Source organism: Gimesia benthica, assembly GCF_009720525.1.
Classification (GTDB): Bacteria; Planctomycetota; Planctomycetia; order Planctomycetales; family Planctomycetaceae; genus Gimesia; species Gimesia benthica.
Genome location: NZ_CP043930.1, coordinates 2949318 through 2962451 on the forward strand (window position 1 = coordinate 2949318; position 13134 = coordinate 2962451).

10 protein-coding genes are annotated in these 13134 nt (G+C 53.6%); 3 read left to right on the forward strand and 7 right to left on the reverse strand.

Translation table 11 applies throughout. The features are described from left to right. Nucleotides 1-80: 80 nt before the first annotated feature. The 4 genes from F1728_RS11140 to F1728_RS11155 all read right to left on the reverse strand — a co-directional run bounded on the left by F1728_RS11140 (nucleotide 81) and on the right by F1728_RS11155 (nucleotide 3707). On the reverse strand, nucleotides 81-1046 hold the full coding sequence (locus tag F1728_RS11140; protein WP_194242851.1) for a glycosyltransferase family 2 protein: 966 nt from the start codon (nucleotides 1044-1046) through the stop codon (nucleotides 81-83). Between the two features lie 42 nt (nucleotides 1047-1088). Then, the gene (locus F1728_RS11145; RefSeq protein WP_155364169.1) at nucleotides 1089-2156 is read right to left on the reverse strand and encodes a lysylphosphatidylglycerol synthase transmembrane domain-containing protein; all 1068 of its coding nucleotides are present in this window, start codon (nucleotides 2154-2156) and stop codon (nucleotides 1089-1091) included. A 32-nt stretch (nucleotides 2157-2188) separates the two neighbouring features. Further along, nucleotides 2189-2608, reverse strand: coding sequence for a hypothetical protein (locus tag F1728_RS11150; protein ID WP_155364170.1), 420 nt, complete (start codon nucleotides 2606-2608; stop codon nucleotides 2189-2191). 79 nt (nucleotides 2609-2687) lie between these two features. After that, complete coding sequence (locus F1728_RS11155) at nucleotides 2688-3707, reverse strand: alpha/beta fold hydrolase (RefSeq protein ID WP_155364171.1); 1020 nt, start codon at nucleotides 3705-3707, stop codon at nucleotides 2688-2690. 219 nt (nucleotides 3708-3926) lie between these two features. Between F1728_RS11155 and F1728_RS11160 the strand changes: the two genes are divergently transcribed. Next, on the forward strand, nucleotides 3927-6017 hold the full coding sequence (locus F1728_RS11160) for a M3 family metallopeptidase (RefSeq protein ID WP_155364172.1): 2091 nt from the start codon (nucleotides 3927-3929) through the stop codon (nucleotides 6015-6017). A 250-nt stretch (nucleotides 6018-6267) separates the two neighbouring features. Next, complete coding sequence (locus F1728_RS11165) at nucleotides 6268-7587, forward strand: nucleotide sugar dehydrogenase (RefSeq protein ID WP_149343082.1); 1320 nt, start codon at nucleotides 6268-6270, stop codon at nucleotides 7585-7587. A 73-nt stretch (nucleotides 7588-7660) separates the two neighbouring features. On the opposite strand, the gene F1728_RS11170 is transcribed toward F1728_RS11165, so the two are convergent. Further along, a complete protein-coding gene (locus F1728_RS11170) occupies nucleotides 7661-8227 on the reverse strand; it encodes a DUF1802 family protein (protein ID WP_155364173.1) in 567 nt (188 codons plus the stop codon). A gap of 30 nt (nucleotides 8228-8257) precedes the next feature. After that, the gene (locus F1728_RS11175; protein ID WP_155364174.1) at nucleotides 8258-10207 is read right to left on the reverse strand and encodes an FG-GAP repeat domain-containing protein; all 1950 of its coding nucleotides are present in this window, start codon (nucleotides 10205-10207) and stop codon (nucleotides 8258-8260) included. A gap of 153 nt (nucleotides 10208-10360) precedes the next feature. On the opposite strand from F1728_RS11175, the gene F1728_RS11180 reads away from it, so the two are divergent. Further along, entirely contained in the window at nucleotides 10361-11920 is a 1560-nt protein-coding gene (locus F1728_RS11180; RefSeq protein ID WP_155364175.1) for a TrkH family potassium uptake protein, read from the forward strand. A 64-nt stretch (nucleotides 11921-11984) separates the two neighbouring features. Here F1728_RS11180 and F1728_RS11185 read toward each other — a convergent pair whose 3' ends face one another. Next, nucleotides 11985-12965 carry a ThuA domain-containing protein gene (locus F1728_RS11185; RefSeq protein ID WP_155364176.1) on the reverse strand — a complete coding sequence of 327 codons (981 nt, stop codon included), beginning with the start codon at nucleotides 12963-12965 and terminating at the stop codon, nucleotides 11985-11987. Nucleotides 12966-13134: the final 169 nt, after the last annotated feature.

The window sequence follows — 13134 nt, forward strand, 5'->3', positions numbered from 1 at the left end:
ATTTCATTCCCAGACAGAGGGCTGGAGACCGATCCAGCCCGGACAGGATTACAGGATAGAGACAGTTGGAGATGTGCCAATCAGATAATGATCTCCTGCTCGTTTTGAGAGGCGGTTTCCGTTCGTTCGGAAATGCTGTAGGTGTCCTGATGACGACCGGTATAGGCGACAATCAGTTCTGCCAAGAGCCCCAGGCTGATCGCTTGCGCTCCCAGAATGGTTGCAGCGACAGAATAGGCCAGCAGCGGACGGTTTCCGATCGGTCCGAGTCCCAGACCAAACAGATTGGTCAACAACCAGACCACGCCCAGGTAGCCCAGTCCGAGGAATCCAAGCATCAGACAGCTCAAGCCGATGGCGCCCAGCATGTGCTGTGGTCGTTGTCCATAGCCGGTAAGGAAGCGAACCGTCAGCAGATCGAGGAACCCGCGGAGGAAACGTCTCACGCCATACTTGGAATAACCGTGCTGTCGTTCGCGGTGATGCACGGGAATCTCGGTCACTTTAAATCCACGGGCATCTGCCAGCACGGCGATGAAACGATGCAGTTCGCCGTAGATACGAATTTCCGCAGCGACTTCTTTGCGGAATAGTTTGAAGCCACAGTTGTGATCGTGCAGTTTGAGTCCGGTCAGTTTCCAGATCATCCAGTTGAAGACTTTACTGGGATACACTTTATGCCAGGGGTCGAGGCGACGCTCTTTCCAGCCATTGACGACATCGTAGCCTTCGTTGAGTTTGTCCAGAAAGCGGGGAATTTCTTTCGGGTTATCCTGCAGGTCAGCGTCCATCATCATGATCACCGAACCGCGGGCGGACCGCATGCCTGCGGTCAATGCGGCTGCCTTGGCGAAGTTCCGACGGAAACGGATCCCCGAAACGCGTTCATCCTGCTTGGCCAGTTGCGAGATCAGTTCCCAGGACTTGTCGGTCGAACCGTCGTCAATAAAGATAATTTCCAGGTCAATCTGATGCTGCTGGCTGGTTTCGCAGATCTCCTGATACAGTTGTGGCAGACTTTCCGATTCATTCAATACCGGAATCATAATCGAGAGCACGACGCAGACCTTTCACTCAACAAACAGAAATCACAGGGAATCAATGGACTGGGAATCGGCGGCAGACTGTACGGAATCATCCTCGCCTGAAGCCGATTTGCCAAAACTATAGTATAGAACAAAAGCAGCCAGAATTTCACTAGCAAATGAGACGATCCGGATCAGTAAGGCAGCGACAAACGCATTTGCAGGACCAATCAGGGCGGAACCGGCGAGAATCGTGATGATCAGACCTTCCCGTACTCCCAGGCCGGCAGGTGCGAAAATCGCCAGAAAGCCCAGGGCATACGCGGCGGAGACAGCAGCGGTCCAGCGTGGCCATTCCTGCCATTCGAGTCCTGCTCCGTTGATGGAGGCGAGTGCCAGACCCAGGCTGAGCCCATGCAGCGTCCAGCTCACAAGAAACAACAACACGCCCGCATAGAGTAAACGTAACGAGAAAGCAGCAGGAGGAGCTGAATCGGTCGCTTCGACATCGGACTTTGTAAATTTCTTCGCGAACAGATTCAACAGACGAGACAATAGTGGCAGAGAGACAAACAGCGCCAGTAGAAATAGACCGGGAACCAGCCAGGGACGGGCCTGTACTGACTGCATCCACTCAGGCCACTGCTGAACCTGCTCTGCATTCAACACAACGGGAATCAAGGAAAGGAACACAACCAAACCGACTCCCATGACAGCCAGCGTCTCGTAAGCAGCCGTGAGGGCGGCAACCGAAACGCGAACACCGAAATCTTTCAGCAGGGTCGCCCGGATCAAGAGAACCGAAACCTTGCCGGGAATGTATTTCCCCAGATGCCCGCAGTAGTAGGCGCGAGCGACAGGTCCGAAGCGAACCTGTTCTCCGGAACTGAGAACCAACTGACGCCAGAACCAGACCGAGGGTAACCAGGCTATGAAATAACAGGCTGCAGATAGAACCAGCCAGAGCGGATCAATGCTGATACCGGTAAGCGTGTCCCCCTGCTCTGCATACAGTTCCGCTCCCTGCTGCCAGACGAAGTACAGGACCAGCGCGAGCAACAGCCATTTGACTCCCCTCCAGATTTTCCGCGAGACGGAAGGGGATTCAGCTGTGGTGGGAGTGTCGGACATCAATCGTGGGTTTCGTGAGCTGGCGGTAAAGTTCAGGCCGTGGCCTGGTCGGCAGGACTTTCCGGTGGTGGTTGAGATTTAAACAAAGCTCTGACCGAGGGGCGTCGCAAAACCAGAATCGTCCAGATACCGATGATGGTTCCTAAGGGGATCAGGAGACATTCAAAAATCGCAACCAGCATACAGAATTCATAGCTTTCGTGGCGGGACAGTGACTGACCAGCCAGAATGATACAGAACAGGATCGCAACGCCAACCAGAAAGATCACCAGCCCGAATCCCAGTTCCAGTTCCACCTGATGATCCGGCTTAGTCTGTTCCATCGTCTTACGATACGCATCGAAACCAAAATAAATGGTCTCATAAAACAGGTAAGTCACAAAAACATTAACGATCCCATAAATGACCTGAATCTTGGATAGCAGTTTCAATTGCCGTTCGTCTCGTTCCATCCGTTCTACCTGTCGTCTGAAAAAAGCGGGGATTCACTGGTCACTGAATTACGCTTATACCTGTTGTTATCGACGGATTTTAAGGGGCCGCCGCAGCTTCGACCTCAGGAATCGGCTGTGATTCACCAGATTCGCGGAATTTTCCGGTCTTGAGGAACCGCAGGGTATGTGAAATTGACTGGGGATCATTCATCATAAAAGAGTGCAGCACGGGCAACAGAACAAAATCCGCGGCTCCCGGCAGTCGCGTGCTACTGACGCTGACTGTACCGTCATCGTCACCTCGGATCAGAGGATTAAAGCCTTTCAAGGTATCCCGGCCGCCGGCAATGACTCCAAATGGAAAGGTAGGTGTCGGCAGACTCGAAATGAAGTCCCCGTTCAATTCGGTCACCAGCTGCTGACCCGCTGGCCCGTAAACAACTTTGAATAGAAGATTCGAACGAAAGCGGTCTGCCATGTCTGCCCCCCGATTGGGGACTCCCAGCATGACCATGCGTCTGACACGAGGATCGACTTCCTCCTGCTGATCCAACCAGGAGCGTACCACGAGACCGCCCATGCTGTGGACAACCAGATCGATCTCCTCAACGCCTTCCAGCGATTTAATCACCTGCCCGAGGAACTGGGCATTCTCCGGGATCGTCTTCTGGGTACTAGGATAATCAAAGGGAATCGTAATCCAGCCCTCTTTGAGGCAGGCCAGTCTCATTTTTTCAAAGGACTTGGAAGAACGGATGATCCCATGAATCAGAATCACCGCCCGGCCCTGCATCGGAGGAAGCTTGCGGTCCTCTCTGATTTCTGCGAGCTTCTGCCGGCATTCCGCGAGAGTTCCACTGGCATGCCGCTGATCACTGGGATCAAGCAGGCGGTAGTGCTGGCTGATCACATTCTGTTGAATTTTCCAGCCTTGAAAAAACTGCACATCGCCCCAGAATTGACGTCCACCCATTGTTTTCATTGCCGGTACCTTCTCAGAGAGGCGATTCCAGAGTTCATTCAGATTCTGACTGTCGGGCAGGTCTTGTGCCTGACAGACAGTCGCATAAGCCGACAGCCATACCACGACTGCCCAGGCTGCAGATCGCTGTAACATAATTCGATTTCCACAGATCCGAGAGTCCCTGCAGCGGGTTTTCCACTGCGACAAACTGTACACATAGCATTGTATCGATTTGACGAATAGATAGAATGCCTTTTCAATCGAACCTGAGATATTTTATGATGAACGCTCGGAATTGATTTCCGACGAAGCACACAACCTGCCTCGAACCAGATTTACTGAAGCAAACTTAAGGAAGGACATTAAAACGTTATGGATCAGCAACAGCCTCTGTCAGACAATCCGCTTCTGGTACTGGAGGGCCTTCCCCGCTTCGATGAAATTGAGCCTGAGCATATTAAACCCGCAGTGAAATCCCTGCTGGAACAGTCGGAAGCAAGCCTGCGTAAAATCGAAAGCGAAGCACAGCCAAGTTGGGAAGGCTTGATGCAACCGCTCGAAGAACTCGATTACCCCTGGGAACGCTCCTGGGGTTCCGTGGGACATCTACTGGGAGTGAGAAACACACCCGAATTACGGGAAGCCTATGAAAGTGTACTCCCCGAAATCGTCGCTTTTTCGCTGAGTGTCAGACAAAGCAAGCCGATCTATGAAGCCATGAAGGCCATCCGAGACAACGGCTCCTGGGATCAGTTGAATGATGCCCAGAAACGCATTATCGAAAAGCGAATCCTCTCTGCAGAGCTGGCCGGCATCGGTCTCTCGGGAGACGATTTAAAGCGATTTAATGAAATTGCCACCGAGCTGTCCCAGCTCTCCACCCGTTTCGCCAACAACGTGCTGGATGCAACCAAAGCCTACACGCTCCTGATTACAGACAGCAAAGATGTAGCGGGATTCCCCGACAGTCTGAAGCAGCTTGCGGCCCAATCCTACAACACCTGGGACGATAAAGACGCAGACACCGAAGCCACCGCGGATGCGGGTCCCTGGCGAATCACGCTCGACTTCCCCTGCTTCGGTCCTTTCATGCAACATTGTCGCAACCGCATTTTGAGAGAGCAGGTTTACCGCGCATTCATTACCCGTGCATCGGAAGGGGAATACGATAATACATCGCTCATTCCCCAGATCCTCCAGTTACGCCAGGAAAAAGCAAAGCTTCTGGGCTACGCGAATTTTGCAGAAGTCAGCCTGGCTGAAAAAATGGCGCCCGGCATTGATGCGGTTCTCGAAATGGAAGAACAGCTGCGAAGTTCTTCCTGGGATAACGGACAGCAGGACCTGGCTGATCTGCAGGAGTACGCGAAAGAGCAGGGAGAAACCGAACCCATCATTCAATGGGATTTCTCATTCTGGTCAGAGCGGCTCCGTGAAAAACGCTTCAGTTACACCGACGAACAGCTGCGACCTTATTTCTCACTGGAGAAAGTTCTGGACGGTCTGTTCAGCCTGGTAAACCGGATCTTCGGCATTACGGTAACTCCCGCTGCAGAGACCGTTCCGCTCTGGAATAAAGATGTGCGTTTCTTCCACATCGCGGATGAAGCAGGTAAAACGATCGCCGGGTTCTACCTCGATCCCTACGCCCGTCCTGCAGACAAGCGGGGTGGTGCCTGGATGGATGACTGCCTGGGTCGCAAGCTGGTCAATGGGGAAGTTCAGCTTCCGGTCGCACATCTGGTCTGTAACTCGACTCCACCTGTAGGAAACAAGCCTTCGCTGATGACCTTCCGGGAAGTGGAAACTCTGTTCCATGAATTCGGACATGGTCTGCAGCACATGCTGACCACGATTGATGAAGCCGATGCCGCTGGCATTAATGGCGTTGAGTGGGATGCCGTCGAACTGGCCAGCCAGTTCATGGAAAACTGGTGCTATCACAAACCGACCCTGCTGGGGATGGCCAAGCATTACGAAACGGGTGAAACCCTGCCCGATGAACTCTTTGAAAAAATCAAGGCGGCCCGCAACTTCCAGGCAGGAACTCAGATGCTGCGTCAGATTCAGTTCGGCGTGGTCGATCTGAAACTGCACAGCGAATTTGATCCTGCGGGTGAAAAATCGGTCTTCGATGTCCAGCGGGAAATCAGCCAGACGACGTCTGTTCTGCCAATGCTCCCTGAAGACCGTTTCCTCTGTTCGTTCCAGCACATTTTTGCAGGCGGGTACGCAGCCGGTTACTTCAGTTACAAATGGGCCGAGGTTCTCAGTGCAGACGCCTTCAGCGCCTTTGAAGAAGCGGGTCTGGATAACGAGCAGGCCGTTGCCGAAACCGGCCGTCGGTTCCGAGATACCATCCTGGCGATGGGAGGCAGTCGGCATCCAATGGATCTCTTCAAGGAGTTCCGCGGACGCGAGCCCAGCCCTGAACCATTGTTACGTCATTCCGGACTGCTGTAACCGGGATAAAACAAAGTCATACCGACAGGCCAGCTGGATCCGTTTCAGCTGGCCTGTCGTCGTATTTCATAGTTACCAGCCCTGCTCTTTGTCTGGACATCTGCTCCAAAAACAATGAGATTCCGCTGTGATCCGGCGACTTCTGCCGGTCCGCTAAAATGCTTGCACGAAATAAGTTCGACTGATATGATCCGCCCCATTCAGCTGCACATTTACCTGCATTTCAGAATTAAGCAAGGACGGTATTCAGATGGCAAATCAGCTTGAGCAGGCGATCAAGGACAAATCAGCAATTATTGGCATTATCGGCCTGGGCTACGTCGGGCTCCCGCTGATTGACGCGTTCGTCAACACTGGTTTCAAAACAATGGGGTTTGACGTTGATCAGAACAAAGTCGATCAACTGCAGGCCGGCAAAAGTTATATTAAGCACATCCCATCCGAAACCGTTGCCAAATGGATAGCGAAAGAGCAGTTCGAAGCGACCGCCGACTTCTCCCGGATGAAAGAAGCAGACGCCCTGCTGATCTGTGTTCCAACTCCCCTGACCACGAGCCGGGACCCCGACCTGACCTATGTGGAAAACACCGCGAAAGTCATCGCGGAAACCCTGCGGCCCGGTCAACTGGTCGTGCTGGAAAGTACCACTTATCCCACGACGACCCGGGACGTCATGCTACCCATTCTGGACAACGCCGGCCTGAAAGTGGGCGAAGATTATTACCTCGCCTACAGCCCCGAACGCGAAGATCCCGGCAACCCTGACTTCTCAGCAGCCGGCATCCCCAAAGTGGTCGGCGGTATGGAAGAAAACAGCCTGCGGATTGCTTCGGCCCTCTACTCACACGCAGTGGTGAATGTGATCCAGGTCTCGTCTCCGGAAGTCGCCGAAGCCTGTAAGATTCTGGAGAATACCTACCGGGCCGTGAACATCGCGATGGTCAACGAACTCAAAACACTCTTCGATCGCATGGACATCGATGTCTGGGAAGTCATCGACGCTGCCAAGACCAAGCCTTTCGGGTTCCAGGCATTTTATCCCGGTCCCGGACTGGGTGGACACTGTATTCCCATCGATCCGTTCTACCTCAGCTGGCTGGCACGTAAAGAAGGTCAGACAACCCGCTTCATCGAACTGGCCGGTGAAGTCAACACCCGCATGCCGCGTTACGTGATTGACCGGCTGGCGGAATTCATGAACGAAAAAGCAAAACCACTCAAAGGCAGTAAGATCTGCATGCTGGGTGTGGCTTATAAAAAAGATGTCGACGATCCGCGTGAAAGTCCTTCGTTCCACCTGCTGGATCTGCTGATGGAGCGGGGCGTGGACTTCACCTACAACGATCCCCACATTCCGAAACTGCCCAAGATGCGGCATCACGATGTACCTGCGATGGAAAGCCAGGAACTCACCCCCGAGTATCTGGCAGCTCAGGATTGTGTACTGATCGCAACAGACCACAGTGCTTATGACTATGACTTTATCGTCAAGCACAGCCAGATGGTTCTCGACACACGCAATGCAACCAAGAATGTGACTGAAGGCCGCGAGAAAATCTTTAAAGCCTGATGCCGAACAGAAAAAACAACAGCCCGGTGCGATTTTGCCCGGGCTGTTTTCGTTTATAGACTACTGATTGAATTCAGCTCAACCAGGTTTCCAGGGCCTGTTTCTGCTGCTGAAACTGTTCCTCGGTCAAAATCGGCGTTGCCCCCTCTGTTGAATAAGCCTGAGTGAGTTCTACCCAGGAACGGCAACCGCCGTAACGGGCTTCATCTTCGATCTCAAAGGGCTGCGGCATCTGATACGCCCTAACCAGCAGAACGTACAACCCGGGACGCTTATACACAAAACGTTGTGCGAGCGTCTCCTGGTTGAGGACCTGCAGTTCTTCCAGACCAGTGAGTTGTGACTCCTCTTGCAGCTCGAGCACCTGCTCAACCACGGCGTACAGTCCAAGCCTGATCTGACCGGCTGCAGGTTCTTGCGCATAAGGTTGCGACAACAGGTTCTCCTGCCCTGCCTGCAATTGATCCGCGTCCTGGTGGAAGCGGGTCGGGAAGAGCCAGAACTCACGATGTTCAACACGAAAGCCATCGCGGCCTTCGTGAATGCCCCCCTTCCGTACGATCAGCGACTGTCGCCCCTCTGCCAGGGAAGCACAGATAGCTCCCCACTCTTTAAAGGCGATCTGATTTTCTGCCTGCATTCTGCTACCAGTTTTCTCTTTTGGTCGAAGTTACTTTTGGGGTGAGTTCGGATTTTTCATCCAGTAGAGATAGCCGTCTTCCGCCCCGACAATCAGATCACGAACGCCATCTTGATCCCAGTCGACCGTGCAGGGACTGCTGGTATGGCCGGCCAGTTTGCGCTGACTGAGCGGCCCCTCATTCTTCAGGACCACTTTTCCATCCACGGTCTTCAGGTTGCGGTAGAAGTCCGCGTTTGTGCTGTTGACCAGCAGGTCCAGGCGACCATCGCCGTCCCAGTCGACTACGTGCAGTTTGTAGCGTCCACTGCCTCCGGCCCGCTTTTTGTTCATTTGAATCGGTTTGAGCGATTCATCGACAAAGATCCGCTCACCGGGCAGCAGCTTGAGCTGATCTCCCTCTTTAACTCGCTTAAAGAAGGCGAGATACCCTTCGTGATCCAGCATCACCAGGTCCATCAGTCCGTCCTGGTTCCAGTCGACAGCGACGGGAGTTGTCCGCCACTGAGTGACCAGTTGTTTTCCCCGTGGATCCCACCAGTTCCAGGCTGGTTTGGGAACTGCTGCTTTCCACTCGACGTCAATCGTCTGTGCCGGCGCCAGTTTGGGCTCAGTCCGGGTGCCGATGTTCTTAAACAGCAGAATCTCTCCCCAGATCGAATTCACCAGCAGATCCGGTAGTCCATCCTGATCCCAGTCTGCCACAGTCTGTGTCGTATAACCCCACTTCGCTTCACAGGGGCCCTGAATCGAACCATTGGGGCCCGCCTGAATGCGAATCGGTCGTCCTCCAGCCTGCAGATAGCGAGGGGCTGCCAGTCGTGGCGACCGAGCATTGCCATCCAGATTTTCGAAGAAGCCAATGTAACCAGCGGTATTTCCACAGATCAGATCTTCGTCCCCATCGCCATCCCAGTCGAAGGCATAAGGAGTTGCCAGGGCGCCAAATTTGACACCAGCCGCTTTCTGACGGAAATAGCGGGGTGGTAAAAATTGGGGGACGCCACCAATCAGTTCTCCGGTATTCTCAATGAATGCAACGCGACCATCTTCATCACCGACAATCAGATCGATATCGCCATCCTTGTCCCAGTCAATCGCCTTGGGAACGATCATTTGCAGATCCATCTGAATCGGATCCCCATTGCTCGCCAGACGCCGCCCGAGTGTATACTGCGGCTCAGTCCTGGAACCGGTGTTTTCGAAGTAGGTCAGCTGATCCAGAAATTCTCCACAAATCAGGTCCAGATCACCATCATCATCGAAGTCGGCAAAGTTGGGAGACGGCCAGCCAAAGACTTCGAGGTCCTTATCGCCCACTTTGATGCGGGCAGGCTTAGCATACTCTGGTTTGGCATCAGTCCCCTCATTGTTGAGCACATACACATATCCGCGGAGGGGTCCGTTGGTCCATTGCCCCAGTTGGTTGTAGGCATCGTCCCAACCGTAGTCGCTCCAGTCGCCAACACCGACCACCAGATCCTGGTCGCCGTCACCGTCGTAGTCCACGTAATACCATTGATTGGCCCGCACCTTGCCGCCGTGCACATTCCGTTCAACGGGCAGATCGGTGAGTTTATCAAACCCATGCTGTTTAAAATCGATCACTTCCCGACCGGCGACCAGTACACGTGGCTTGCCGTTCACAAAGGAAAGGCACGTATTATGATAGCCTTTGCCCAGTCTGACCCCCGGCTCGAATACCGGCATCGAATCTTTGCCATCCGACTTGTTTTCAAAGAAATAAGTGCCGTTCGATGGTTTGTCGGGGCAGGAAACGAGCAGATCCAGATCGCCGTCGCCATCATAATCCATCGGTAAAGGCCAGGCCCATAAGCCGACGCCCAGATCCACTTCCAGTTGCGGATTCTGATACGTCAATTGTTCAAGTTCCTCAGCCTGGGTAAAAGCAGAGGCAGAGAGAGCCAGACACAAGAGACAAAGGTAAAAAGGCGTACGAAGCAGGTGTCGAGCGAGCATAAATGGAATTTCCTAAATCGGAATGAGTGGTATCGTTCCCGAGGAACAGACGTGCTATAATCTTCGCTTTTATAGATCTCTCTATATTTAACTCGAACAGACTGGAAGATTCCAGTCGTTCCTGACTGCACTAAATCAATAAGTTGAAATCGAATGAATTGGTTGCTTCTCTGCCGACTGCTGGGCCTGGTAGGCATGCTGGTCGGTGCGTCAATGGTATTCAGTCTCCCCTGGGCATTCCCCGTTTTTGGAGAGGCTGTCGAATTTGAATCCGCGGGTTTCTGGGGCATCTGTGGTGCGATTGCCTGCAGTCTGGTCTCCGGTTCCCTGCTCTACCTGGCCGGGCGAAAAGAGCATGGCACGATCCTGCGCAAAGAGGCGCTCGCCGTTGTCGGCTTGAGCTGGATTTATTCCGGTGTCCTGGGCTGCCTCCCCTTTCTGTTCTCCGGCTCGATGGTCTCCCCCGACGTTCCGATGACAGTTCCCGATGCGCTATTCGAATCGATCTCCGGTTTCACAACAACAGGAGCCTCGGTACTCAGAGAGCTGGAAGATCCGAAGCTGATACCGCGCTGCGTCCTCTTCTGGCGGAGTTTCACCCACTGCCTGGGTGGTATGGGAATCATCGTGCTGTTCGTCGCAATCCTGAGTCATCTGGGTGCGGGGGGCAAAGCGCTCATGCGGCGCGAAGTACCCGGCCCGACCAGTGAAGCGGTCCGTCCGCGGGTGCGCGAATCAGCGATCGTCATGTGGACCATCTATGTCGCCTTCACCCTCGTGCTGGCGCTGATCCTCTGGCTGGAAGGTATGAGCGTCTTCGATGCATTCTGCCACAGTTTCGGATCGATGGCGACCGGGGGTTTCAGTACGCACAACGCCAGTGTCGGGTATTTCAACAGCTCACTGATTGAATTTACGATCGCGGTATTCATGGTGGCAGCGGGAACCAACTTCTCGCTTTACTTCCTTTCGTTAAAAAACATGCGTTCGCACGATTTCTCCTGGAAGAGTATGGTCGCCCCGCTGCGCAATGATATTGAGTTCCGCACCTACCTGTTGATTCTCAGTGGTGCAATCATCTTTCTGACCTATAACCTGATTAACAACCATATTTACGACACCCTGCCCGACGCCCTGCGTTATGCCGGCTTTCAGGCGGTCTCCATCATGACCACCACCGGCTACGGGACCGGCGACTTCGATACCTGGAATGAATCGTCCAAAATGCTGCTGCTGTTACTGATGTTTGTGGGAGGCTGTGCCGGTTCGACGGCGGGGGGCATCAAGGTCATTCGCGTTGTACTGTTTGCCAAGATCATCTGGCTGGAAATCGAAAAATCGTTTCGCCCGAACGTGGTCCGTCCTCTGCGAATTGGCACTACGAACATCGAACAGGGGATTCGTAATGACGTCACCGTGTACTTCAGCCTGGTGCTGGTCATCTTCATCTTCAGCAGTCTGTTGCTGACCGCCATCGAACCCAATACCGAGTGGCAGACAAACAAACCGGAAAAGCTGATCGACTGCACCAGTGCCGTGGTCGCCACCTTGAATAATATCGGCCCGGGGGTCGGCGAACTGGGTCCGACCGAAAACTATGCCGACTTCACGCTCACGGGGAAAGTCATCCTGACGATCCTCATGCTGCTGGGCCGCCTGGAACTGTTTGCCATCCTGGTCCTGTTCGTTCCCTCCTTCTGGAAGAATTACTGACGGTACATTAAAAAAGCCCGCAGCTTTGTCGCCGCGGGCTTCAGGATCTCTACACTCTTTCCAATCAGAGTTTTTCCGGTTTCAGCCCTGTTTTATATTTTTTCGGCCCGGTGCCGGAGTTGTTCGGATCATAGTCATCGACGGTATCCGTGTTTGCTCCCTGGGAGGGAATCTCTGCTTCCCTGCCCAGCGACCACAGAATTCCGTTGAGTGCCAGCTTCCGCACGTTGGGATCTTTGAAGTCAAAAGGGTGCGCCGTCGTGGTAAAGAAGACACGGCCCTGGGTTCCGTCTGCTCCCTTGTAAGTCTTGGTCCAGGCGACCGGGTTGGTCAGCGGATATTTATCGAGGTTGCCTTTCTGCTCATGACCGGATTTGAGCGAGCGTCCCGTCAACAGGGGCTTGCTGTCCCCCGCCAGTTGATGCCCTTCGCTGCCACCATCCACATGATACAGCCAGGAATACGCCTTGTACGGTTTAACGCCCCGCAAAATCGGATGTTCTGCAGCCTCCTCATTCACGGTGACTTCCGTCAGGTATTCGTGCCCGTCACCGAAATGTCCGTGGTGGGTGATCCACTTCTGCCCAACCAGTTCGGCGATTTTCTGATCGTTCCACGCCTTGAAGGGGCTCTTCGGATCTCGGAACATGAAAGCATGTGTGGCTGTCCGGAAACCGACAACTGGTTTCCCCGACTTCACATAGTTCAGGAAGTGCTGGAACTGTTCGGGAGGCAGATCGCGAAACCGCGTGAAGAGCACCATCAGGTCTGCATCGTCGAGGGCTTCCAGGCCACTGATCGATTTCTGATTCCCGGGTGAGATATTGCCCTCATCATCCAGGGAATAACAGACGGTGACATCGAAACCGTAATCCCGTTTCAGAATCTTGGCCAGCATCGGCATCGATTCTTCAGACCGGTACTCATCATCGCCGGTAACGAACACCACATGCGGCTTCTTCTCTGCCCGGGCTTCACTCACAAAGGCAGTCCCCAGAAACAAGGTGGATAGACAACACGCGATCAGAAAAGACAACGATTTCATTACAACTCCTGCCAGCGCTGCGGGCTCTTTGTATATGTCACAGGGAAACACGGTAAATTGAAACAGGCATCTATCGTATCGAATCCCTGAACCTGAAATCAATTGTTGCCCGGCAGAACTCTTGACCTGGCCCCCTGGATTCTGCATGCTGGAAGAGGCTGATATTTGC